We start from the raw sequence: 20,873 nt of genomic DNA, 5'->3' as shown, positions 1-20,873 counted from the left end.
GGCTGCCGATCTGGGAGTTCCCCGTCTTTCCCGACTCGCGGCTCCTTCCGCCAATCGGCTATATCGCGGCGGGCAGCCCCGTCTCGGTCGTGGAGTCGGAGGACCGCGAGAACGAGGGCGACCTCGTCATCGCCGCCGAGAAGGCCACCCCCGAGGTCGTCGCCTTCATGATGAGCGAGTGCCGGGGCCTGATCTGCGCCCCCATGGAGAACGACGAGCTGGAGCGCCTCCAGCTCCCGCAGATGGTCGAGCACAACACCGAGTCGATGCGGACGGCCTTCACGGTCTCCGTCGACGCGGCGCCGGCCCACGGCGTCACCACCGGCATCTCCGCCGCCGACCGCGCCACCACGCTGCGGATGCTGGCGAGCGGCGAGCACGAGCCCGGTGACTTCGTCCGCCCCGGCCACATCTTCCCGCTGCGTGCCAAGTCCGGCGGCGTCCTGGCCCGCAACGGCCACACCGAGGCCGCCGTCGACCTCGCCCGCCTCGCGGGCCTGCGCCCGGCCGGTGCGATCGTCGAGATCGCCGGCGAGGACGGCGTGATGCTGCGCCTGCCCGAGCTCGTCCCGTTCGCCCGCAAGCACGGCCTCACCATCATCTCGATCGAGGACCTCATCGCGTACCGCCGCTCCGCAGAGCCGACGGTCCGCCGCGAGGCCGAGGTGCGGCTGCCGACCGCGCACGGCGAGTTCACCGCGTACGGCTACCGCTCCACCGTCGACGGCGTCGAGCACGTCGCCCTCGTCCACGGAGAGATCGGCGACGGCGAGGACGTCCTGGTCCGGGTCCACTCCGAGTGCCTGACCGGCGACATCTTCCACTCGTTGCGCTGCGACTGCGGCCCGCAGCTCCAGGCATCCATGGACCGCATCACCGAGACCGGCCGCGGAGTCGTCGTCTATCTGCGCGGCCACGAGGGCCGCGGCATCGGACTGCTGTCCAAGCTGCGGGCGTACGAGCTCCAGGAGCGCGGCCGCGACACCCTCGACGCCAACCTGGAACTGGGCCTGCCCGCCGACGCCCGCGACTACGCGGCCGGCGCGCAGATCCTCGGCGATCTGGGTGTCCGCAGTGTGCGGCTGATGACCAACAACCCCGACAAGATCACCGCCCTCACCCGGCACGGCCTGAAGGTCGAGGACCGCGAGGCCATGCCGGTCAAGGCGGGCGAGCACAACCTCCGCTACCTGCGCACCAAGCGGGACCGGATGGGGCACGACCTGCCCTGGCTGGACGCGGAGACCGCGTCCACCTGCGGCAACCAGTAAGTCAGCGATCAGCACCGAGCTAGGAGAGACATGAGCGGCAAGGGCGCACCCGTCCTCAGCGTGAAGAACTGCGGCGACCTCCGGGTCGCGGTCGTCGCGGCGCAGTGGCACGAGAAGATCATGGACGGACTCGTCGACGGAGCCCTGCGGGCCCTGCACGAGCTCGGCATCGACGAGCCGACGCTGCTGCGCGTCCCCGGCAGCTTCGAGCTGCCGGTGGTGGCGAAGGTCCTCGCCGGTCGCGGCTACGATGCCGTGGTGGCCCTCGGCGTCGTCATCCGCGGCGGAACCCCGCACTTCGAGTACGTGTGCCAGGGCGTCACCCACGGCCTCACCCAGGTCTCGATCGACACCGGCGTACCCATCGGATTCGGCGTCCTGACCGTGGACAACGAGGAGCAGGCCCTCGATCGGGCCGGCCTCGAAGGCTCCCGCGAGGACAAGGGCCACGAGGCCGTCACCGCCGCCGTCGCCACCGCGACGACGCTGCGCACGGTCAGCGAACCCTGGCGCTAAGTACGCGACCCTTACCCCGTACTCTTAGGACCATCATGGCGAACAAAACCTTCGAAGAGCTCTTCGCCGAGCTCAAGCTCAAGGCCGAGAACGGCGACCCGGCCACCTCCCGCACCGCGGAACTGGTGGACAAGGGCGTCCATGCCATCGGCAAGAAGGTCGTCGAGGAGGCCGCCGAGGTCTGGATGGCCGCCGAGTACGAGGGCAAGGAAGCCGCCGCCGAGGAGATCTCGCAGCTGCTGTACCACGTCCAGGTGATGATGGTCGCCCGCGGGATCTCCCTCGACGACGTCTACGCCCACCTCTGAGCGCATACGTCACACCCTCCCCAACACTCTCAGGCAAAGGAAGCTCATCCCATGCTGCGCATCGCCGTCCCCAACAAGGGTTCACTGTCCGGACCTGCGTCGGCGATGCTCCATGAGGCCGGCTACCGGCAGCGCAAGGAGTCCAAGGAGCTCGTGGTCATCGACCCCGAGAACGAGGTCGAGTTCTTCTACCTGCGCCCCAAGGACATCGCGATCTACGTGGCCTCCGGGAAGCTCGACATCGGCATCACCGGCCGGGACCTGCTGCTCGACTCCGGAGCCAACGCCGAGGAGATCCTCCCGCTGAACTTCGGCCGGTCGACCTTCCGCTACGCCACCCGGCCCGGCACCGCGAACGGCCCCGAGGACTTCCACGGGATGACGATCGCCACCTCCTACGAGGGCATCGTCGCCAAGCACCTCGCCGACCAGGGGATCGACGCCTCCGTCGTCCACCTCGACGGCGCCGTCGAGACCGCCATCCAGCTCGGAGTCGCGCAGATCATCGCCGACGTCGTCGAGACCGGCACCAGCCTGCGCAACGCCGGCCTGGAGGTCATCGGCGAGCCGATCCTCAAGTCCGAGGCCGTGGTCGTCCGGCGCAACGGCGCCGACGCCGACCAGCCGCAGGTCCAGCAGTTCCTGCGCCGCCTCCAGGGCGTCCTGGTCGCCCGGTCGTACGTGATGATGGATTACGACTGCCGCGCCGAGCACCTGGAGCAGGCCGTCGCCCTCACCCCGGGCCTGGAGTCGCCCACGATCTCCCCCCTGCACAACGAGGGCTGGGTCGCCGTCCGGGCCATGGTCCCGGCGAAGGAGGCGCAGCGGATCATGGACGACCTGTACGAGCTGGGTGCCCGCGCCATCCTGACGACGGCCATCCACGCCTGCCGCCTCTGACCCTCCCGCAGGCACGAAGGAACGACGAACCGATGTCCGATGCACCCGTCCCCACCCTTCCGGTCACCTTCCGGCCCGCCCGCACCCGAGTGGTCCTGCTGACGATCGGGACGGTGATGTTCGCCGTCATCACCGCCGTCGCGATGATGCTGGAGAAGCTGGGGCCGGGGGAGCGCGCGAGCTTCATCCTCACCGCGGCCCTCTTCCTCGGAGTGCTGACGCTGCTCAGCCGCCCCAAGGTCGTCGCCGACGACAACGGCGTCACCGTCGTCAACATCACCCGGACGCGCCGACTCGCGTGGGCCGAGATCCTGCGGGTCAACCTGCGGCCGGGCGACGCCTGGGTCTTCCTGGACCTGAGTGACGGCACGAGCATGCCCGCGCTCGGAATCCAGCCCGGCATCGCCAAGGAGCAGGCCATCCGCGACGCCCGAGCGCTGCGTGCGCTGGCCGACAGCCGCGGCACCGGAGCCGACGCGAGCTGAGCCCGACGGGTCCGCGCGTCCCCCGAACGGGGGCCGACCCCCTGCCCTCGGCGGGGTCGGCGTGATTACTCTGGAGGCGGTGGTGCCGAGCGGCACCACCGCCTCGCATGTGCAGGGCCGCTGCCGCGGCCCGCGGGGCCACCCTGCGACCCGAGGAGTGACTCCCCCCGGCAATGGACGGATCGTCCGGTAGTACCTGCGCCGCCCCCTCCACGGAGGCGGCGGCATGATCATCCCGCTTCTGCTGCTCGCCGCAGCCTTCCTCCTGATCCTCGCCAACGGCTTCTTCGTGGCGGCCGAGTTCGGCCTCGTCACCGTGGAACGCCCCGAAGCCGAACGGGCGGCGGCCGCCGGTGACCGGCGCGCCCGCACCGTCGTCAAGGCCCTCGGCGAGCTGTCCTTCCAGCTCTCCGGCACCCAGCTCGGCATCACGATCACCTCGCTCGTCGTCGGAATGCTCGCCGAGCCCGCCCTCGCCCAGCTCCTCGACGGGCCCCTCACCGCGACCGGACTGCCCGAGGGCGCCGTCTCCGGTGTCGCCGTGGTGATCGGCATGCTGCTCGCCTCCGCCGTCCAGATGGTGATCGGCGAACTCGTCCCCAAGAACTGGGCGGTCTCCCGCCCGCTCCAGGTGGCGCGGTTCGTGGCCGGCCCCCAGCACCTCTTCTCGTCCGCCTTCCGGCCGGTGATCGCCCTGCTGAACAGGGTCGCCAACCGGCTGGTCCGGCTCCTGGGCGTCGAGCCCACCGAGGAGCTGGACTCGGTCCGTACCCCCGGCGAGCTGGTCTCGCTGGCCCGGCACTCGGCCCGGGCGGGCGCGCTGGAACAGGACACCGCCGACCTCTTCGTACGGACCCTGTCCCTGGGCGGGCTCACGGCAGAACAGGTCATGACCCCGCGCGTGCGGATGAGCGCGCTCCAGTCGGACGCCACCGCGGCCGACGTCCTCAACCTCACCCGGGCCACCGGTCTCTCCCGCTTCCCCGTCTACCGCGAACGCATCGACGAGATCGTCGGCATGGTCCACCTCAAGGACGCGCTCGCCGTGCCCCTGCACGAGCGGCTGCGCACCCCGGTCGGCCGCATCGCGGTACCGCCGCTGCTCGTCCCGGAGACCCTGCCGGCCCAGGCGCTCCTGGAGCGACTGCGCCGGGAGCAGCCGATCGCCGTCGTCGTCGACGAGTACGGCGGCACGGCGGGCGTCGTCACCCTGGAGGACATCGTGGAGGAGCTCGTCGGCGAGGTCCGCGACGAGCACGACACCGCGACAGACGAGCGGCCCGAGCTGGCGGCCGTGGCCGCCGAGGACGGCCGGCCCGCCTGGGAGGCCGACGGCTCCTGCCGGGTCCACACCCTGCACCGGATAGGTCTCGATGTGCCCGACGGGCCGTACGAGACCGTCGCCGGGCTCGTCGCCGATCTCCTCGGACGTATCCCGGCCCCCGGGGACCGGGCCGAACTCCCGGGCTGGCGGCTTTCGGTGCGGCAGGTGGACCGCTACCGCGCCGAGCGGGTACGGATCGTCAGGACCGCCGAACTGCCCCTGGTGACGGAGGCCGTCCGATGAGCATGGTCCAACTGCTGTTCGCCGCCCTGCTGGTGGTGGCCAACGGCTTCTTCGTCGGCGCCGAGTTCGCACTCGTCTCCGTACGCCGCAGCCAGATCGAGCCGCTCGCCGGCAAGCGGGCCCGCAAGGTGCTCTTCGGCCTGGAGAACCTGCCGCAGATGATGGCCGCCGCCCAGTTCGGCATCACGGTCTGCTCCCTGACCCTGGGCGCGGTGGCCGAGCCGACCGTGGCGCACCTCCTCGAACCGGTCTTCCACGCCGTCCACGTGCCCGCCGGGCTGATCCATCCACTGGGGTACGTCCTGGCGCTCGCCGCGGTCGTCTTCCTCCACCTCGTCATCGGCGAGATGGTCCCGAAGAACCTCGCGATGGCCGCGCCGGAGAGGACCGCGCTGTGGCTCGGCCCCGGCCTGGTCGGATTCGCCCGGATCTGCCGGCCGGTGACCCGGGCGCTCGGCGCCTGTGCCCGGCTCGTGCTGCGGGCCTTCCACGTCGAGCCCAAGGACGAGGTGGAGGCGGTCTTCACCAGCGCGCAGCTCGGCCGGCTGGTCGAGGACGCGGGTCTGGCCGGACTGCTCGACCCGGCGGAGCAGGAGCGGCTCGAGGACGCCCTCGAACTGGGCAGCCGCCCGGTGACGGACGTCCTCATCGCCCCGGCCACCCTGGTGACGGTCACCCCGTCCGTCACCCCGCGGGAGATCGAGGAGCTCACCGTGCGCACCGGCTACTCGCGCTTCCCGGTGTGCGCCGAGGGGCGCGGGACGTACATGGGCTTCGTGCACGTCAAGGACGTCCTCGACCTGGAGGAGCGGGAACGGGCGGTGCCCCAGCACATCTGGCGCCCCATGGCGACGGTCCGGGCCGAGCTGCCGCTCGACGACGCCCTCACGGTGATGCGCCGCGCGGCCACCCACCTCGCGCAGGTCGCCGACGGATCGGGCCGCGTCCTCGGTCTTGTCGCGCTGGAGGACGTGCTGGAGACGCTGGTCGGCGAGGTCCGTGACCCCGCGCACCGCACCGAGGTGCTCACCGCCGTGCCCCTCGGCGAACAGCGCCCCGAGCGCTCGGCCCAGGCACTGGCGGGCTGACGGCGGCCCGCCGGGCGAAACGCGTCCGGCGGGCCACCGACCGCCGTCACATGCCCGGTGGCTCCTGGGGCCCCCGGGCCGTCGGTCCGCGGCCCGAGAGGACCTCGCCATAGGCCTGCATCAGGTCGGCCAGGCGTAACGTGGCCAGATCGTCGCGGGTCGGGGTGCACGGATAGCCGGACAGCCGCAGGTCCCGGTAGGCGCAGGACTTCTCGTACAGCGTGCGCAGGAAGCGGCCGTTGCCGAGCTCGTCGATCCAGCCCTGGTCGACGACATGACCGCTGATCGAACGGAGCTCGTCCAGCGCCTCCTCGTCCCAGCAGTCCCCGTTCGCCGCCGCCAGCACCTCCCCGATCGCCGTCAGTTCGAGCGGCCGGTACGAGGGGAAGTCGACCCGGGTCGTGAAGCGCGAGGACAGCCCCGGGTTGGTGGCGAGCAGCCGGTCCATGCCCTCGGGGTAGCCGGCCAGGATCACGACCAGGTGGTCCCGGTTGTCCTCGGCGCGCTTGAGGAGCACCTGAAGGGCCTCGTCGCCGTACGCGTCACCCTTGCTGTAGCCGGTGTTGGAGAGGGAGTACGCCTCGTCGACGAAGAGGACCCCGCCGATCGCCGAGTCGATCAGCTCGTTCGCCTTGACCGCAGTCTGGCCGAGGAACTCGCCGACCAGATCGGCGCGTTGGGCCTCCACGAGATGATCGCCGCCGAGCAGCCCGAGGGCGTAGAAGACCCGTCCGAGGATCCGGGCGACGGTGGTCTTTCCGGTGCCGGAGGGGCCGGAGAAGACAAAGTGACGTTTCGGCGGCTGGACGGGGAGACCCTGCCCGGCCCGCAGCCGGGCCATCTCCAGCTGCGCCGACAACGCTTTGACCTGCCGTTTCACCGGCTCCATCCCGACCATGCGCTCCAGTTCGGCGAGCGCCTCGGCGAGCAGCGCCGGGTCCGTGGGGCTGGCGGGGAAGCGGGGCGGCGCCGGCTGCAGGGGGATGACCGCCTTCTGCCGTACGACGTCCGGGGGTTCGGGCGGTCCGCCCGCAGCGGGCGGGGGGCCGGGCTCCGAGCCCAGCCGAAGCGCGTCGGGGGCCGTCCCCTCGGGGTCGGTCTGTGTCGCGTCGGCCGTGTCCTGTCCGACGCCGCCGAGGGCTACCGTGGCGAGCCCCGCGGGGTCGTCCGGGCCTTCGAACCCGTCGTATTCGGTGATCGCCGCGAGCCGGGCGGCCGTGTCCATGAACGCCGGGTCGATCCGGTGCACCGCCCGGTAGAGCGGCAGGGCGGCGGCGCTCCGTCCGGTGCCCTCGTGCGCGCGGGCCAGCCAGTAGCGCAGCTCCTTGCGCTGCGGCTGCTCGCTGCGGCACCGCATCAGCGCCGCCGACAGCAGCGGTTCCGCCTGGCTGTACATCTCCAGGCGCACCCGGGCCATTCCGCCGAAGAGTCCCGCCTCGATGCCGAGCAGGGGATCGTTCACCAGCGACTCGGTGTGCCGGACCAACTGGTCCCAGTCCTTGACGAGATAGGACCGGCAGGCATGCAGGAAGCGGACCTGGGGATCGGTGTCGACCGGTGGCAGCCCCGCCAACGCCCGGTCCAGTTCCGGCACATGGCGTCCGTCCAGCCAGTGCGAGGCATGCGCGAGCAGTAGATCGCGCGGGCTCTCCAGCACCGGCTGCACCCACCAGCCGAGCCAGTACCAGGAGTTCAGTGTCCGGCGGTGCCGGGCGCGCTGTTCTCCGAAGCGGTCGCGGTTGCGGTACATCCGCAGCAGCGCGGTGGTGGTGTCCACGCGCAGCGCGTGCAGCCCGAGCCAGGCGTCCGCCATGCCGGGATCGACGCGTACCGCCGTTCGGAACTCTTCCTCCGCCTGCGGATAGGCGCCCATCGTGTAGGCGTCGACTCCCCGCAGCCAGGCGAGCTCGGCCGGGGCCTGTCCGCCCTGCGTGCCGATGTCCATCGGGTCCCCCACAAAACGTGCCCCCGTTGCTGTCCCGGCGGGCGGGCGCCCGCCGGAAGCCGTACAGAACCGCCTTCTCGTGGACGGGATATGACCCCACCGAGGGGCATCGTACCTGCACAGAGCGTGCGCGACGAAGGAGAAGTGCATGATCCGGTAGCCGTGACCCTGGGTAAGCATCAGGGTCGGCAACGGGCCGGAGAAAGGGGATGATCAGGGCAGAACGAAGCCCCCGATCACGGGGGAACAACCGGGGGCTTCGCGTCCGCGGCGACTTCGAAAAGCCGCACATTGAGAACGTAAGACCAGTACGCCCCTTGGGTCAAGGTGAGTTGAGGCACTTGCGGAAGTGGGCTTCCGGCTACTCATTTCCGGAGGCGGGATCCGTCACGCTCCGTGAGGATGTGGTTCGGGCTCGCTGCCACAGAGGGCCCAGGAAGCCACTCGTACCCCTCAGAACACTCCCGTACCAGCGTGTCGGCGAAGGGCCTCGAAGGGTCCGTGGCGAAATGGCGAGTCTCCGCCACCGTCCAGCCGTCCCAGAAAGCGGACTGCGCCGGTCCGTCGCGGTCCCGGCCGCGTACCCAGGACTCCTCGGGGCCCCGTTCCATCCAGAGGAGCGCGGCGAGATGCGGCCGCAGTGCATGCCGCCCCGCGCCGACACCCTCGACGAGGACGACCGGCGCCGGGGGCAGCTCCCGAGGCGGGCCGAAGGCCCGCAGATTCCAGTCGTACGGGTGATAGAGCGCGGTCTCGCCCCGCGAGAGGGGCCCGAGGACCTGGTCCCGCATCCGGTCCGTCCACGCGAACAGTTCCTCGTGGGTGGCGAGGTCGTCGAGATGGAGGACGGGCGCGACCAGCCGGGCGGCGAGGCGGGCGGCGAACGTGGACTTGCCGGAGCCGGCGTGACCGTCGACCGCGACCAGCCGCACCGGCCCGCAGGAGGGCGGCAGGCTGCGCAGCGCGTCGGCGGCGCGGTCGGGATCGGTCATGGAGGCAAGCGTAGGCGAAGGCCGTTCGCCGCAGGTCAGGGGCGTGGCGCCGCCAGTGGTGGAGACCAATATTGGTGCGGCGACGCGAGTCGAATCACTGGCAAAGGCCCTCCGCGAGCCGCGATAGTGGTCCACGCCCGGCACCGGACTCGACCCGCGTCCGTGCCTCGCGCGCACCCACAGCCCCGTCCGTTCGTCTCAACCGTTCTCGACTGGGGGTCACCGCCCATGACCAGCTCCACCCCGCGCAGAACCGTCCTCGCCGCGGCGCTCGCGGCCGCCGCGGGAACGGCCGCGGCCTCCACCGCCCCGGCGACCGCCCTGGCCCGCGACGACGCGGACGCCCCGGCGACGGCCATGGCCGCTCCCGGCCTCGTCGACAACCGCTTCTGGACCTCGTACACCGACTGGCGCTGCGGCAGCTCCGCCGGCACCCGGGCCGTCGCCGGCCACCGGCCCGGACTCGTGATCGCCACCCCCGCCGGCCGTCTCGACTACACCGACCCGCACACCGACACCACCTCCACCTGGGAGTACGCGAGCTGGACCTCCCCGGTCCACACCTCCACCGTCCCCGCGACCGAGGTCATCGCCTCGTGGAACGCCGACACCCCGCCCGGCACCTGGATCCAGATCGATCTGCGCGGCACCTACAACGACGCCGGAACCACCCCCTGGTTCGTCATGGGCCGCTGGGCGGCCGGCGACCGCGACATCAAGCGGACCTCGGTCGACGACCAGAGCGACGGCAGAAGCTCCATCTGGACCGACACCTTCTCCGTCGACGACGCGACGAGCGGGCTGCGCCTGGTCTCGTACCAGCTGCGCCTGACCCTCCACCGGGCCCCCGGCACGGCCCTGACCCCCACGGTGTGGCGGCTCGGCGCGATGGCCTCCGACATCCCCGACCGCTTCACCGTCCCCGCCTCCGTCCCCGGACTGGACCGCGAGCTCGCGGTCCCGCGCTACTCGCAGAACACCCACGTCGGCCAGTACCCCGAGTACGACAACGGCGGCGAGGCATGGTGCAGCCCCACCTCCTCGCAGATGATCGTCGAGTACTGGGGCCGCGGGCCCAGCGCCGAGGACCTGGCCTGGGTGAACCCGGACTTCGACGACCCGCAGGTCTGCCACGCGGCCCGGTTCACCTTCGACCACCAGTACGAGGGCTGCGGCAACTGGCCCTTCAACGCCGCCTACGCCGCCACCTACCAGGACATGAACGCCGTCGTGACCCGGCTGCGCTCGCTCACGGAGCTGGAGGCCCTGATCCGGGCGGGGATTCCGGCCATAACGTCACAGTCCTTCCTCAAGGAGGAGCTGACCGGCGCCGGCTACGGCACTTCCGGCCATCTGATGACCGTCATCGGCTTCACCGCGGACGGCGACGTGATCGCCAACGACCCCGCCTCACCCAGCAACGAGGCCGTACGCAGGGTCTACCGGCGCCGCGAGTGGGAGAACATCTGGCTGCGTACGAAGCGCTACGACGCGAACGGCAAGGTCAGAAGCGGTACGGGCGGGGTCTGCTACATCTATTGGCCGACCAAGCCAGCACCGAGCCAGCACCGCGCACTGCGGTCGCTCGGCCTGGTGTGAGCATGTGCGGCCCGACGGTCGTCTCGACGACCTGACGGCAGCGCTCCTGCCCGTCCTGCGTGAGGTGGCCGTACCGGTCCACCGTGACCTTGATCGAGCGATGTCCGAGCCGGCGAGGCACCTCGTGAACGGACATACCGTTCGTCGAGGCCGCGGTGGTCTACCTGTGCCTCAAGTCGTGCGGGTCGTATGCGGGCAGATCGAGCCGCCTGATGGCACGGTCCCACGATGTGCGCAGCACATCTGTCGGAGCCGAGGCCCGAACAGAAGCGTGCCTCCGGGCCGGCGGTCGCGACCGGCCACGCATCCGACTGACTTGCCGGGCAGGCGGCTTCCGCAGAGACGCCTGCGGCATCACGGCACCGTGAACCAGCAGACGTCACCGGAATCGGGCAGTTCAGACAGGCGTCGTACCTCCGCTGCGATCCGCGCGAGGGCGTCGGCCTTCTCCAGGGGCCACGGCAAGAAAGGCACTTCCGTCGACGCAGTGAGTTCGCCGGCCCGGACTCCGTGGTCGTACAGGTCGCCGATGATGCGCAGCAGGAGCGTCAGCTGTTCCTCGAACGAGGCGCCCCGTCCGAGAAGGCTGCCCACGGAACCGCTCACGACGGAGAAGCCGATCCAGTCGTCGTGCGCGTACTGGATGAGATACTCCAGCTCGCCTCGGTATGCGTCCTGGTTCTTCATCGCTCAGTCATCTCCGTGCTGCGGGATGTGGAATCGTTTCATGCCCAGACCGTCCACACCGTTGTAGTCGATGGTTGCTCCACCGGAGCCGCTGAACGACCGGTAGGTGACGGTCGCCTTCGGATCGTCGGACAGCTGCCACACCTCGATGTCGCCCTTCGGCGTGCTCTTGATCACGGGCTCGCCGAGCTTCGCGTGCAGGTCCAGTCGGACCCGCTCCAGCTGCACCTCGCGGGAAAGTGGTCTCCGGCACAGGCGGGGTCTGCTACCTCTACTTCCCCGACCGGCCGACACCCGCCCAGCGCAAGGCATTGGCGGCCGTCGGCGTCCGCTGAGGCGGGACCGGCGCACCCCGGGGCGTGAGGAACGTCTCTACCCCGGGGCCGCCCCCGCTGGCACTGTGGTGGCCATGAGCGCCACCACCCACTCCGCCGCACGGTCCCGCGCCCGCACCGGCGGTCCCAAGGACAACGGGCCGAAGATCCTCGAGCACGTCCTGGGCTGGACCCTGGTCGTCGTCCTCGCCATGTTCGTCACCCAGGCCGGACTGATGTGACCTCACCTCCCGAGGCAAGGGCCCTGAGGTGCGGCCCCGTGTGACCGGAGGCCGCCGAACGGGCATACTCCCTGCGCCACGGGCGCCGGGCGCCCCCGAGTGCGATCCGCCGGGGGCAGCATCGGCGCAGCAGTGACCATCGGCGGCGCCGCGCCACCCGCGCATGCCGTCGCAGCGCCCGAGAGGGAGGAGTGCGCCGCCATGCCCGACCGCGCCCCGCAGACCGTGGAACGCCGGCTGCCCACCGAGGAGGCCGGGGACCTGTTCGCCCTGGTCCGCGAGATCGCCGAACGGGAGATCGCGCCCCGCGCCGCCGAGGAGGAGGACGCGGGCCACTTCCCCCGGGAGGTCTTCTCGCTGCTCTCCGCCTCCGGGCTGCTCGGACTCCCGTACGACTCCGACTACGGCGGCGGCGACCAGCCCTACGCCGTCTATCTCCAGGTGCTCGAAGAGCTCGCCGCCGCCCGCCTCACCGTCGGTCTCGGCGTCAGCGTCCACTCCCTGTCCTGTCACGCGCTCGCGAACTTCGGCACCAAGGACCAGCGGACCGCGCATCTTCCGGCGATGCTGGGCGGCGGCCTGCTCGGCGCGTACTGCCTCTCGGAGCCGGCCTCCGGCTCCGACGCCGCCGCGCTGCGCACGAAGGCGGTCCGGGACGGCGACGACTGGGTTCTCACCGGTACGAAGGCGTGGATCACCCACGGCGGGGTGGCCGACTTCTACACGGTCATGGCGCGCACCGGCGGCGAGGGCCCCAAGGGGATCACCGCGTTCCTGGTCCCCGGGGACGCCACGGGGCTGAGCACGGCCGCGCCCGAGCGGAAGATGGGGATGAAGGGCTCGCCCACCGCGCAGCTCCACCTCGACGGGGTGCGGATCCGTGACGCCCGCCGCATCGGAGACGAGGGGCAGGGCTTCACGATCGCGCTGTCCGCCCTCGACTCCGGGCGGCTCGGGATCGCGGCCTGCGCGGTGGGGGTCGCGCAGGCGGCTCTGGACCAGGCCGTCTCGTACGCCGGCGAGCGGCGTCAGTTCGGCCGGCCGATCGCGGACTTCCAAGGGCTCCGCTTCCTGCTCGCGGACATGGCGACGCAGATCGAGGCGGGCCGTGCGCTGTACCTGGAGGCGGCGCGGCTGCGGGACGAGGGGCGGCCCTTCGGGCGGCAGGCGGCGATGGCGAAGCTCTTCTGCACGGACGCGGCCATGCGGATCACCACGGACGCGGTGCAGGTGCTCGGCGGCTACGGGTACACCGCGGACTTCCCCGTCGAGCGCTATATGCGCGAGGCGAAGGTGCTGCAGATCGTCGAGGGAACCAATCAGATCCAGCGGATGGTCATCGCGCGGCACCTTGTCGGACCAGAGACCCGCTGACGAGGGTGCCGCTCACCCCGCTCGCGCGTACGGTGCGGTCCGCCCACACGGGAGCGGCCATCAGCCGGTTCCATTCCTGGTCGCTGCGGCCCGGAAGGGTCCGGCCGTGGCTGGCCCACTGGCTGAGCAGCGCCTTGTAGATGGGTGGGTCGGCGAGGTGCGTCCCCTGGTGCGGAACCGATTCTTCAATGCGCGGCTCGGCGAGGCGACGCCGTCCGCTCCCGACCGGGGTGGTGTACAGCGAGGTCATGCCTGTCCCAACGCGCCCGGCCCGCCGGGGGTCACCGCCGGACTGAATCGAGCGGGAGTTCGGGAGCTACCCGGGATCGATCCGGTGCCGCACGACTCTGGCCCTCGGCAAGCTTTCTGACTTACCGTCAGATCCCGCTCGCCGACCAGGAGGTCAGCCATGTCCGAGGATCGGCACGTCGACGACCGGCCCGTCGCGCTCGACGAGTACCCGGTGCACCAGGCGCCGCTCTCGATGAAGCACCACGTCAGCGGCGATCGCAACGCCTACGACCGGTGCATCTTCCACGTCTTTGACCACCAGGGCCGCGCCCTGCTCATCGCCGGGCTCGGCGTGTACCCCAACACCGGGGTCATCGACGCCTACGCCACGCTCCGTACCGGCGACCGGCTGCATGCCGTACGCGCGTCCGACGCCCTCGGCGACGACCGGATGAACCTCGCCGTCGGCCCGCTGCGCATCACCGTCGACGAACCCTTGAAGACGCTCACCCTGCACTGCGACCCCGACCCCGCCGACCCCGAGGGGCTCTCCTTCGACCTCACCTGGACCGGGGACTTCCCGCCCGTCTGGGAACCCCACCACACCCAGCGCCGGGGCGACCGGCTCACCCTCGAAGGACGCCGCTTCGTCCAGGCCGGCCACTGCACCGGCACCCTCAGGGCCGGCGGCGAGGAGTTCACCGTCACCCCGGGGGAGTGGACCGGCACCCGTGACCGCAGCTGGGGCGTCCGGCCCATTCCCGGCGAGGAGCCGGGCCGCGCCGACGAGTTCCGGCCCGAGGGCTTTCACTGGCTCTGGATACCCATGCGCTTCGACGACCGCTTCGTGATGGTCATCGCGCAGGAGGACGCCGACGGCTACCGCACCCTCAACGAGGCCGTGGTCGTCCGCGACGGGCAGCGCGACACCCAACTCGGCTGGCCCCGCACGGACATCACCTACCGGCCGGGCACCCGCCACCCCGAGCGGGCTGTCGTCCACCTCGCCGACCCGACGGGCAAGCCCCTGGAGGTCGAGGTCGAGATCCTGGCCTCCTCACCGCTCGCCGTCGGCGCCGGCTACCCGCCCGCGAGCGACTGGCAGCACGGCACCTGGCAGGGCCGCGACTGGACCGACCGCAGGGTCTACGACCTCTCCGACCCGGCGGCCCACCCCATGGCCGCCTTCGGCGTCACCGACCACGCGGCCCGCTTCACCCTCGACGGGCGCACCGGATACGGGATCTTCGAGCACGGCTCCTTCGGCCGCCACGACCCGAGCGGCTTCGCCGACCACACCTCCACCGCCGGCTGACCCGGGCCCCGAAGAGAAGGAGCTTGCACATGGCCACCGCGCCCCGCCCCCGCACCTCCACCCGTGACCCCGAGGAACTCGGCCGTCGCCTCACCGGCTGGCTCGAACCGATCCTCCCCGGCGCCCGGATCACCGGCCTCGCCGTGCCCGGCTCCAACGGCATGTCCAGCGAGACCCTGCTCTTCGACATCGACCACCCCGACGCCCCCGTGCGCGGCTGCGCCCTGCGGCTGGCCGCCGACCCCGCCGCGTACACGATCTTTCCCGTCTACGACATGGAGCGGCAGCACCGGGTGATGAGCCTGGTCGGGGAGCACACCGACATCCCCGTGCCGCGCATGCTGTGGCTGGAGCCCGATCCCGGACCGCTCGGTGCCCCGTTCTTCGTGATGGCCCGCGCCGAGGGCCGGGTCCCGCCGGACGTCATGCCCTATACGTACGAGGGGAACTGGCTGCACTCCGCCGACGACGCCGAACGCGCCCACCTGGAGGCCGAATCCGTCTCGGTGCTGGCCCGGCTCCACGACCAGTTCCCCGCGAAGGAGGCGGAGTTCCTCCTGCCCGAGGGGACGGGCAGCCCCCTGCGCCGGCACGTCGACGCCCAACGCGCCTACTACGCCTGGGTGGTGGAAGGACTCGCGCCCTCCCCGCTCATCGAGTCCGGCTTCGACTGGCTGGAGGCGAACTGGCCGGCCGATGAAGGCCCGGCCGTCCTGAACTGGGGCGACGCCCGCATCGGGAACATCGTCTACGACGGATTCCAGCCCGCGGCCGTGCTCGACTGGGAGATGGCCGCCTTCGCCCCGCGCGAGGTCGACCTCGGCTGGACCGTCTATCTGCACCGCTTCTTCCAGGACCTGACCGTGAGCTTCGGCCAGCCCGGGCTGCCCGCCTTCCTGCGCCGTGACGCGGTCGAGCGGCGCTACGCCGACCTGACCGGCCACACCCCGCGGGACATGGATTTCCACACCCTCTACGCGGCGCTGCGGCACGCGATCGTGATGCTCAGAGTCGCGTACCGCCAGGCGCACTTCGGAGAGGTCCAGGTACCGGAGAACCCGGACAGCCTGATCCTGCACCACGCCACGCTCGCGGCGATGGTGCGGGGGAGCTACCGGTAGGCGTCGCTACGCCGCGCGCCGCATCTGCGGGACCTTGATCGGACGCGAGCCCGGACCGCCGACGTGCGAGAAGGGCTGCGTCCGCCAGTCGAGACTCTGAGGGAGCGTCAGCAGGAGCGCGGTGTCCTGCTCCTGGACCTCCAGCGTCTCGTCCGCGGGGCGCGCGTCGGCCGCGGCCCGGCCGGTGCCGGGGCAGACCGTCAGCACGAACGGGTTCCACGGCGTCGGGCACAGCGCGTGCTCCGGCAGCACGTCCTCGTCCGCGAGCAGCGCGATCGGCTGGACACAGTCCGGGCAGATCACCCGGTACATCTCAAAGGTGTCGTAGGCGTCGAGCTCGTCGGTCGTCTCGACCGAATCAACAGGCTCCTGCATGGAGAATCTCCCCCTCGGGTGGGTCGACCACGTTCGGATGGCCTCGACCACAGCAAGCAATTCCCATACGGCCCGGCGCATAACCGTGAGGTCTCGAACGAGCTGGCCGCAAACCTGTGGTCTTCGTCACATGCCTGTCGCAGGTGCCCCGAGGATGCCCATTGATGCCTTTGGCGAAGGGCCCCCGGCTGTGCCGATGACAGTCCGGGGCAATAGGTTGACCGCATGGAGGAGCTGGATCGTCAGATCGTCGAGTTGCTCGTCAGGGACGGGCGCATGAGCTACACCGACCTGGGCAAGGCCACGGGCCTGTCCACCTCGGCCGTGCATCAGCGCGTCCGCCGCCTCGAGCAGCGCGGGGTCATCCGCGGCTATGCCGCCGTCGTGGACCCGGAGGCCGTCGGGCTGCCGCTGACCGCCTTCATCTCGGTCAAACCCTTCGACCCCAGCGCCCCCGACGACACCCCGGACCGGCTCGCCGACATCCCGGAGATCGAGGCCTGCCACAGCGTCGCGGGCGACGAGAACTACATCCTCAAGGTGCGCGTCGCGACCCCGCTGGAGCTGGAGCACCTGCTCAGCCGCATCCGCTCCCAGGCCGGCGTCTCCAGCCGCACCACGGTCGTCCTGTCGACCCCGTACGAAGCCCGGCCGCCGCGCGTCTAGGCCCTGTCCGGTCGATCAGGCCGGATCAGCGTGCGCGCCAGGGCACGCGAGCCCGGCAAGGTCGGCTGGACAGGACCAGGCCGCCACCGGCGGATCGGGGGCCGCGGGCCCGGCGTTCGGCCGGGTGCCGCCGCGCCTCTAGCCTGGTCACCATGAGCGAGACCCTTCCTGACAGCGAGCACCGCACCGTCCTGCTGCGCGGTGGTGACGTCCACAGCCCCGCCGACCCCTTCGCCACCGCCATGGTGGTGGAGCGCGGTCACGTCGCCTGGGTGGGTTCGGAGGGCGCGGCCGATGCCTTCGCCTCCGGCGTGGACGAGGTGATCGACCTCGAAGGCGCGCTCGTCACCCCCGCGTTCGTCGACGCGCACGTGCACACCACGGCGGCCGGTCTCGCGCTGACCGGCCTCGACCTGTCCTCTGCCGTGTCGCTCACCGAGGCGACGGAGAAGATCCGGGCCTACGCCGCCGCCCGCCCCGACGACCGGATCCTGATCGGCCACGGCTGGGACGCCTCGCGCTGGCCCGAGCGCCGGGCGCCGCACCGCGACGAGTTGGACCGGATCACCGGCGGCCGCCCGCTCTACCTCACCCGGATCGACGTCCACTCCGCCGTCGCCACCACCGCCCTGCTCGACCTCGTTCCCGGCATCCGCGAGCTCTCCGGCTTCCGCGACGGCGAGCCGCTGACCGGCGACGCCCACCACGCCGTCCGCCGCGCCGCCTACGCCGCCCTCTCGCCCGCGCAGCGCACCGAGGCCCAGCGCGCGGCCCGCGCGCACGCCGCCTCGCTCGGCATCGGCACCCTGCACGAGTGCGGCGGCCCCGAGATCTCCTCCGAGGACGACTTCACCGGACTGCTCGACCTCGCCCGCGAGGAAGGCGGACCGCGCGTCGTCGGCTACTGGGCCGACCTCGACATCGAGCGGGCCCGCGCACTCGGCGCCGTCGGCGCGGCCGGCGACCTGTTCGCCGACGGCTCGCTCGGCTCGCACACCGCCTGCCTCCACGACCCCTACGCGGACACCGGCCACACCGGCCTCGCCCACCTCGACGCCGCCACGGTCGCGGCCCATGTCGTCGGCTGCACCGAGGTCGGCCTCCAGGCCGGGTTCCACGCCATCGGCGACGCCGCCGTCACCGCCGTGGTCGACGGTGTCCGCGCCGCCGCCGAGAAGCTCGGCCTCGCCCGGATCCGCGCCGCCCGCCACCGCGTCGAGCACGCCGAGATGCTCACCCCGGAGACGATCGCCGCCTTCGCCGAGCTCGGCCTCACCGCCTCCGTCCAGCCCGCCTTCGACGCGACGTGGGGCGGTGAGGAGGGCATGTACGCCGAGCGCCTCGGTGTCGAGCGGGCCCGCACCCTCAACCCGTACGCCGCCCTGCTCCGCTCCGGAGTGCCGCTGGCCTTCGGCTCGGACAGCCCGGTCACCCCGCTCGACCCCTGGGGCACCGTCCGCGCGGCCGCCTTCCACCGCACCCCCGAGCACAGGATCTCCGTCCGCGCCGCCTTCACCGCCCACACCAGGGGCGGCTGGCGGGCCGTCGGCCGCGACGACGCCGGCACGCTCGTCCCCGGCGCCCCCGCCGACTACGCGATCTGGCGCGCGGACGAACTCGTGGTCCAGGCGCCCGACGACCGGGTCGCCCGCTGGTCGACCGATCCGCGCTCCGGAACGCCCGGTCTGCCCGATCTGACCCCCGGCGGTGAACTCCCGGTCTGCCTGCGCACGGTGGTGTTCGGACAAACGGTCTTCGTCCGGCCGAACGAGTGACATAGGGACATTTCGTACCGCCGATCGATGATCAACCGGCTCGTCCACGACCTGCGGATCTTCCCCACTGACCTGGCAGTATCGGTCATCTTCGCAGGTCAAACGAGTGTTGACAGCGAGCGGCCACCGGCCGGTAGGTTCGGCGAGTCCACCACAGGACGTCCGACCGGGTTCACCTCCACGCAGTCGTCGAACGCCGCTGGGTCAAGGAATGGTGTGCCGCACCGGCGCACCATCACCGGGAACCAGGTTCAGCGCCCGCGCCTCGGGGGCGAGGGAAGGTTTCTCCGGCGGAGGGTGCGACCCGGGTGGGGCCCGGACGTTCAGTAGACAACGGCTCTCGGTCGACCCGCAGCCAGCGGGTTCCAGGTCGGCCCGAAGGGCGCCGGGCCCCGATCCGCACACCGCGCGCCACGCCGGTGCACCCCCATGGACACCCGCAACCAGCCCGCCGCTCCCGAGCCGCGCCCGGGGATCGCTATGGTGGGGGTTCGCGTATGTATCCGAAGGGGCAGCAGTGAACGACGGTGGCCAGAGGCGTTACGGCCCGCTCGGCAGAGCCTTGGTGATCATTCCGACCTACAACGAGGCGGAGAACATCAAGCCGATCGTCTCGCGCGTACGGGCGGCCGTACCGGAGGCGCACATCCTCGTCGCCGACGACAACAGCCCCGACGGCACGGGCAAGTTCGCCGACGAGATCGCGTCGGACGACGACCACGTCCACGTCCTGCACCGCAAGGGCAAGGAGGGGCTCGGCGCCGCCTACCTCGCGGGCTTCCGCTGGGGCATCGAGCACGGCTACGGGGTCCTCGTCGAGATGGACGCCGACGGTTCCCACCAGCCCGAGGAGCTGCCCCGGCTGCTGACCGCCCTCAAGGGCGCCGATCTGGTGCTCGGCTCCCGCTGGGTGCCCGGCGGTCGGATCGTGAACTGGCCCAAGTCCCGCGAGTTCATCTCCCGCGGCGGAAGTCTGTACTCCCGCGTCATGCTCGACGTGCCGATCCGCGACGTCACCGGCGGCTACCGGGCCTTCCGCAAGGAGACCCTGGAGGGCCTGGGCCTGGAGGACGTGGCCTCGGCCGGCTACTGCTTCCAGGTCGACCTGGCCCGCCGCGCCGTCGCCGCCGGCTTCCATGTCGTCGAGGTCCCGATCACCTTCGTTGAGCGCGAGATCGGCGACTCGAAGATGAGCCGCAACATCGTCGTCGAGGCCCTGTGGCGGGTCACCGGCTGGGGTCTGACGGCCCGTGCGAACAAGGTCGGCAAGCTGATCGGCCGCAAGTCCGCGAACTGATCCCTCCCCGTCGTACTGATTTCTCCTTTACGGCGTTCCTGCGACAGGCCAGGCACACTGGGGGGCATGACCAACGGCGCACCGCCTCCCCTGGCCCCCAAGCGCTCCCGCGCGCGTACGTTCCTCCCGCCGGCCTTCGCGGCCTGGCTGGTCCTCGAGATCTGGCTGCTCACGGTGGTGGCGAACGCGGTCGGCGGGCTGACGGTCTTCGGTCTGCTGGTCGGCGGAGCCATTCTCGGCGCCGTGGTGATCAAGCGGGCCGGACGCCGGGCCTTCAAGAACCTCACCGAGACCTTCCAGCAGGCGCAGGAGGCGGCCCAGTCGGGCGTCGCGCCGGCCGTCGGCGACCGGTCCGGCTCGCGCGACCGCAACGGCTTCCTGATGCTCGGCGGTCTGCTGCTGATGATCCCCGGTCTGATCTCCGACGCGGCCGGTCTTCTCCTGCTCGTACCGCCCGTGCGTTCCTTCCTCGGGCGCTACGCGGACCGTGCGGCCGAGCGCCGGATGAACGCCGCCGCCGCTCCCGGCAGCGTCCAGGACGCCTTCCAGCAGGCCCGTATGCGGCGTCCCGACGGCAAGGTCGTGCAGGGCGAGGTCATCCGCGAGGACGGGCCCCAGGGGCCGCAGCGGCCCCAGGAGCCCCGCCCGCCGCTGATGCAATGATTCCTCGGGCGCATCCGGCGCCGTGATGCGGACGTCGATCCGGACGCGGCGCCCGGCGCCCGCCCGTGATCCGGACACGGCGCCCGGCGCCCGCCCGTGAGCGCACACCGCAAACGCCGCGGGGCCCGGTACACACAAGGTG

22 protein-coding genes are annotated in these 20,873 nt (G+C 71.5%); 16 read left to right on the top strand and 6 right to left on the bottom strand.

Annotated elements, in window-relative coordinates; translation table 11 throughout:
- The first annotated feature begins 2 nt into the window (after positions 1-2).
- The 7 genes from ACFVZW_RS31190 to ACFVZW_RS31160 all read left to right on the top strand — a co-directional run bounded on the left by ACFVZW_RS31190 (position 3) and on the right by ACFVZW_RS31160 (position 6,135).
- Complete coding sequence (locus tag ACFVZW_RS31190) at positions 3-1,271, top strand: bifunctional 3,4-dihydroxy-2-butanone-4-phosphate synthase/GTP cyclohydrolase II (RefSeq protein WP_384528342.1); 1,269 nt, start codon at positions 3-5, stop codon at positions 1,269-1,271.
- A 30-nt stretch (positions 1,272-1,301) separates the two neighbouring features.
- The gene (gene ribH / locus ACFVZW_RS31185; protein ID WP_329122935.1) at positions 1,302-1,787 is read left to right on the top strand and encodes a 6,7-dimethyl-8-ribityllumazine synthase; all 486 of its coding nucleotides are present in this window, start codon (positions 1,302-1,304) and stop codon (positions 1,785-1,787) included.
- 35 nt (positions 1,788-1,822) lie between these two features.
- Positions 1,823-2,095: a phosphoribosyl-ATP diphosphatase gene (locus ACFVZW_RS31180; RefSeq protein WP_053643769.1), complete on the top strand. Its 273-nt coding sequence runs from the start codon at positions 1,823-1,825 to the stop codon at positions 2,093-2,095.
- Positions 2,096-2,146: 51 nt separating this feature from the next.
- Positions 2,147-2,995 (top strand): ATP phosphoribosyltransferase, encoded by an 849-nt coding sequence (gene hisG / locus ACFVZW_RS31175; RefSeq protein WP_329122939.1) that lies wholly within the window; start codon positions 2,147-2,149, stop codon positions 2,993-2,995.
- Positions 2,996-3,027: 32 nt separating this feature from the next.
- Entirely contained in the window at positions 3,028-3,480 is a 453-nt protein-coding gene (locus tag ACFVZW_RS31170) for a PH domain-containing protein (RefSeq protein ID WP_384528337.1), read from the top strand.
- A 226-nt stretch (positions 3,481-3,706) separates the two neighbouring features.
- Positions 3,707-5,047 (top strand): hemolysin family protein, encoded by a 1,341-nt coding sequence (locus ACFVZW_RS31165; RefSeq protein WP_384528335.1) that lies wholly within the window; start codon positions 3,707-3,709, stop codon positions 5,045-5,047.
- Positions 5,044-6,135 carry a hemolysin family protein gene (locus ACFVZW_RS31160; RefSeq protein ID WP_384528332.1) on the top strand — a complete coding sequence of 364 codons (1,092 nt, stop codon included), beginning with the start codon at positions 5,044-5,046 and terminating at the stop codon, positions 6,133-6,135. The genes ACFVZW_RS31165 and ACFVZW_RS31160 overlap by 4 nt, the downstream gene beginning before the upstream one ends.
- 46 nt (positions 6,136-6,181) lie before the next feature.
- Here ACFVZW_RS31160 and ACFVZW_RS31155 read toward each other — a convergent pair whose 3' ends face one another.
- Together ACFVZW_RS31155 and ACFVZW_RS31150 are read right to left on the bottom strand one after the other, a co-directional pair.
- Positions 6,182-8,080 carry an AAA family ATPase gene (locus ACFVZW_RS31155; protein WP_384528330.1) on the bottom strand — a complete coding sequence of 633 codons (1,899 nt, stop codon included), beginning with the start codon at positions 8,078-8,080 and terminating at the stop codon, positions 6,182-6,184.
- 365 nt (positions 8,081-8,445) lie between these two features.
- Positions 8,446-9,072, bottom strand: coding sequence for a uridine kinase (locus ACFVZW_RS31150; protein ID WP_384528327.1), 627 nt, complete (start codon positions 9,070-9,072; stop codon positions 8,446-8,448).
- Between the two features lie 228 nt (positions 9,073-9,300).
- Here ACFVZW_RS31150 and ACFVZW_RS31145 point away from each other — a divergent pair, with 228 nt between their 5' ends.
- A complete protein-coding gene (locus ACFVZW_RS31145) occupies positions 9,301-10,671 on the top strand; it encodes a peptidase C39 family protein (RefSeq protein WP_384528324.1) in 1,371 nt (456 codons plus the stop codon).
- A 354-nt stretch (positions 10,672-11,025) separates the two neighbouring features.
- On the opposite strand, the gene ACFVZW_RS31140 is transcribed toward ACFVZW_RS31145, so the two are convergent.
- The gene (locus tag ACFVZW_RS31140; protein ID WP_384528322.1) at positions 11,026-11,358 is read right to left on the bottom strand and encodes a hypothetical protein; all 333 of its coding nucleotides are present in this window, start codon (positions 11,356-11,358) and stop codon (positions 11,026-11,028) included.
- Positions 11,359-11,361: 3 nt separating this feature from the next.
- A complete protein-coding gene (locus tag ACFVZW_RS31135) occupies positions 11,362-11,586 on the bottom strand; it encodes a hypothetical protein (RefSeq protein WP_384528319.1) in 225 nt (74 codons plus the stop codon).
- Between the two features lie 181 nt (positions 11,587-11,767).
- Here ACFVZW_RS31135 and ACFVZW_RS31130 point away from each other — a divergent pair, with 181 nt between their 5' ends.
- Both ACFVZW_RS31130 and ACFVZW_RS31125 read left to right on the top strand, forming a co-directional pair.
- Positions 11,768-11,914, top strand: coding sequence for an SCO1431 family membrane protein (locus ACFVZW_RS31130; RefSeq protein WP_384528317.1), 147 nt, complete (start codon positions 11,768-11,770; stop codon positions 11,912-11,914).
- Between the two features lie 201 nt (positions 11,915-12,115).
- A complete protein-coding gene (locus ACFVZW_RS31125; protein ID WP_384528314.1) occupies positions 12,116-13,288 on the top strand; it encodes an acyl-CoA dehydrogenase family protein in 1,173 nt (390 codons plus the stop codon).
- Here the strand turns inward: ACFVZW_RS31125 and ACFVZW_RS31120 are convergent.
- Positions 13,251-13,538, bottom strand: a complete 288-nt coding sequence (locus ACFVZW_RS31120; RefSeq protein WP_384528312.1) for a hypothetical protein — start codon at positions 13,536-13,538, stop codon at positions 13,251-13,253. The genes ACFVZW_RS31125 and ACFVZW_RS31120 overlap by 38 nt on opposite strands.
- Before the next feature lie 159 nt (positions 13,539-13,697).
- Here ACFVZW_RS31120 and ACFVZW_RS31115 point away from each other — a divergent pair, with 159 nt between their 5' ends.
- Together ACFVZW_RS31115 and ACFVZW_RS31110 are read left to right on the top strand one after the other, a co-directional pair.
- Positions 13,698-14,834: a hypothetical protein gene (locus ACFVZW_RS31115; protein ID WP_384528309.1), complete on the top strand. Its 1,137-nt coding sequence runs from the start codon at positions 13,698-13,700 to the stop codon at positions 14,832-14,834.
- A gap of 29 nt (positions 14,835-14,863) precedes the next feature.
- Positions 14,864-15,955, top strand: a complete 1,092-nt coding sequence (locus ACFVZW_RS31110; protein ID WP_384528306.1) for a phosphotransferase family protein — start codon at positions 14,864-14,866, stop codon at positions 15,953-15,955.
- Positions 15,956-15,961: 6 nt separating this feature from the next.
- On the opposite strand, the gene ACFVZW_RS31105 is transcribed toward ACFVZW_RS31110, so the two are convergent.
- A complete protein-coding gene (locus ACFVZW_RS31105) occupies positions 15,962-16,330 on the bottom strand; it encodes a hypothetical protein (RefSeq protein ID WP_329122963.1) in 369 nt (122 codons plus the stop codon).
- Positions 16,331-16,555: 225 nt separating this feature from the next.
- Between ACFVZW_RS31105 and ACFVZW_RS31100 the strand changes: the two genes are divergently transcribed.
- The 4 genes from ACFVZW_RS31100 to fxsA all read left to right on the top strand — a co-directional run bounded on the left by ACFVZW_RS31100 (position 16,556) and on the right by fxsA (position 20,731).
- The gene (locus tag ACFVZW_RS31100) at positions 16,556-16,996 is read left to right on the top strand and encodes an Lrp/AsnC family transcriptional regulator (protein ID WP_137990589.1); all 441 of its coding nucleotides are present in this window, start codon (positions 16,556-16,558) and stop codon (positions 16,994-16,996) included.
- Between the two features lie 152 nt (positions 16,997-17,148).
- Complete coding sequence (locus ACFVZW_RS31095) at positions 17,149-18,771, top strand: amidohydrolase (RefSeq protein ID WP_384528302.1); 1,623 nt, start codon at positions 17,149-17,151, stop codon at positions 18,769-18,771.
- Positions 18,772-19,288: 517 nt separating this feature from the next.
- A complete protein-coding gene (locus ACFVZW_RS31090; RefSeq protein WP_384528299.1) occupies positions 19,289-20,068 on the top strand; it encodes a polyprenol monophosphomannose synthase in 780 nt (259 codons plus the stop codon).
- A gap of 66 nt (positions 20,069-20,134) precedes the next feature.
- Complete coding sequence (gene fxsA, locus ACFVZW_RS31085) at positions 20,135-20,731, top strand: FxsA family membrane protein (RefSeq protein ID WP_384528296.1); 597 nt, start codon at positions 20,135-20,137, stop codon at positions 20,729-20,731.
- Positions 20,732-20,873 lie beyond the last annotated feature (142 nt).

It is taken from the genome of Streptomyces sp. NPDC059567 (assembly GCF_042735655.1).
Taxonomy (GTDB): Bacteria; Actinomycetota; Actinomycetes; order Streptomycetales; family Streptomycetaceae; genus Streptomyces.
This window is presented reverse-complemented; position numbering and strand designations above follow the sequence as displayed.

Excerpts from the sequence above, each read along its gene's own strand:
- ribH (WP_329122935.1), top strand. The coding sequence starts at position 1,302 with ATGAGCGGCAAGGGCGCACCCGTCCTCAGCGTGAAGAACTGCGGCGAC.
- ACFVZW_RS31180 (WP_053643769.1), top strand. The coding sequence starts at position 1,823 with ATGGCGAACAAAACCTTCGAAGAGCTCTTCGCCGAGCTCAAGCTCAAG.
- hisG (WP_329122939.1), top strand. The coding sequence starts at position 2,147 with ATGCTGCGCATCGCCGTCCCCAACAAGGGTTCACTGTCCGGACCTGCG.
- ACFVZW_RS31170 (WP_384528337.1), top strand. The coding sequence starts at position 3,028 with ATGTCCGATGCACCCGTCCCCACCCTTCCGGTCACCTTCCGGCCCGCC.
- ACFVZW_RS31165 (WP_384528335.1), top strand. The coding sequence starts at position 3,707 with ATGATCATCCCGCTTCTGCTGCTCGCCGCAGCCTTCCTCCTGATCCTC.
- ACFVZW_RS31160 (WP_384528332.1), top strand. The coding sequence starts at position 5,044 with ATGAGCATGGTCCAACTGCTGTTCGCCGCCCTGCTGGTGGTGGCCAAC.
- ACFVZW_RS31155 (WP_384528330.1), bottom strand. The coding sequence starts at position 8,080 with ATGGACATCGGCACGCAGGGCGGACAGGCCCCGGCCGAGCTCGCCTGG.
- ACFVZW_RS31150 (WP_384528327.1), bottom strand. The coding sequence starts at position 9,072 with ATGACCGATCCCGACCGCGCCGCCGACGCGCTGCGCAGCCTGCCGCCC.
- ACFVZW_RS31145 (WP_384528324.1), top strand. The coding sequence starts at position 9,301 with ATGACCAGCTCCACCCCGCGCAGAACCGTCCTCGCCGCGGCGCTCGCG.
- ACFVZW_RS31140 (WP_384528322.1), bottom strand. The coding sequence starts at position 11,358 with ATGAAGAACCAGGACGCATACCGAGGCGAGCTGGAGTATCTCATCCAG.
- ACFVZW_RS31130 (WP_384528317.1), top strand. The coding sequence starts at position 11,768 with ATGAGCGCCACCACCCACTCCGCCGCACGGTCCCGCGCCCGCACCGGC.
- ACFVZW_RS31125 (WP_384528314.1), top strand. The coding sequence starts at position 12,116 with ATGCCCGACCGCGCCCCGCAGACCGTGGAACGCCGGCTGCCCACCGAG.
- ACFVZW_RS31120 (WP_384528312.1), bottom strand. The coding sequence starts at position 13,538 with ATGACCTCGCTGTACACCACCCCGGTCGGGAGCGGACGGCGTCGCCTC.
- ACFVZW_RS31115 (WP_384528309.1), top strand. The coding sequence starts at position 13,698 with ATGTCCGAGGATCGGCACGTCGACGACCGGCCCGTCGCGCTCGACGAG.
- ACFVZW_RS31110 (WP_384528306.1), top strand. The coding sequence starts at position 14,864 with ATGGCCACCGCGCCCCGCCCCCGCACCTCCACCCGTGACCCCGAGGAA.
- ACFVZW_RS31105 (WP_329122963.1), bottom strand. The coding sequence starts at position 16,330 with ATGCAGGAGCCTGTTGATTCGGTCGAGACGACCGACGAGCTCGACGCC.
- ACFVZW_RS31100 (WP_137990589.1), top strand. The coding sequence starts at position 16,556 with ATGGAGGAGCTGGATCGTCAGATCGTCGAGTTGCTCGTCAGGGACGGG.
- ACFVZW_RS31095 (WP_384528302.1), top strand. The coding sequence starts at position 17,149 with ATGAGCGAGACCCTTCCTGACAGCGAGCACCGCACCGTCCTGCTGCGC.
- fxsA (WP_384528296.1), top strand. The coding sequence starts at position 20,135 with ATGACCAACGGCGCACCGCCTCCCCTGGCCCCCAAGCGCTCCCGCGCG.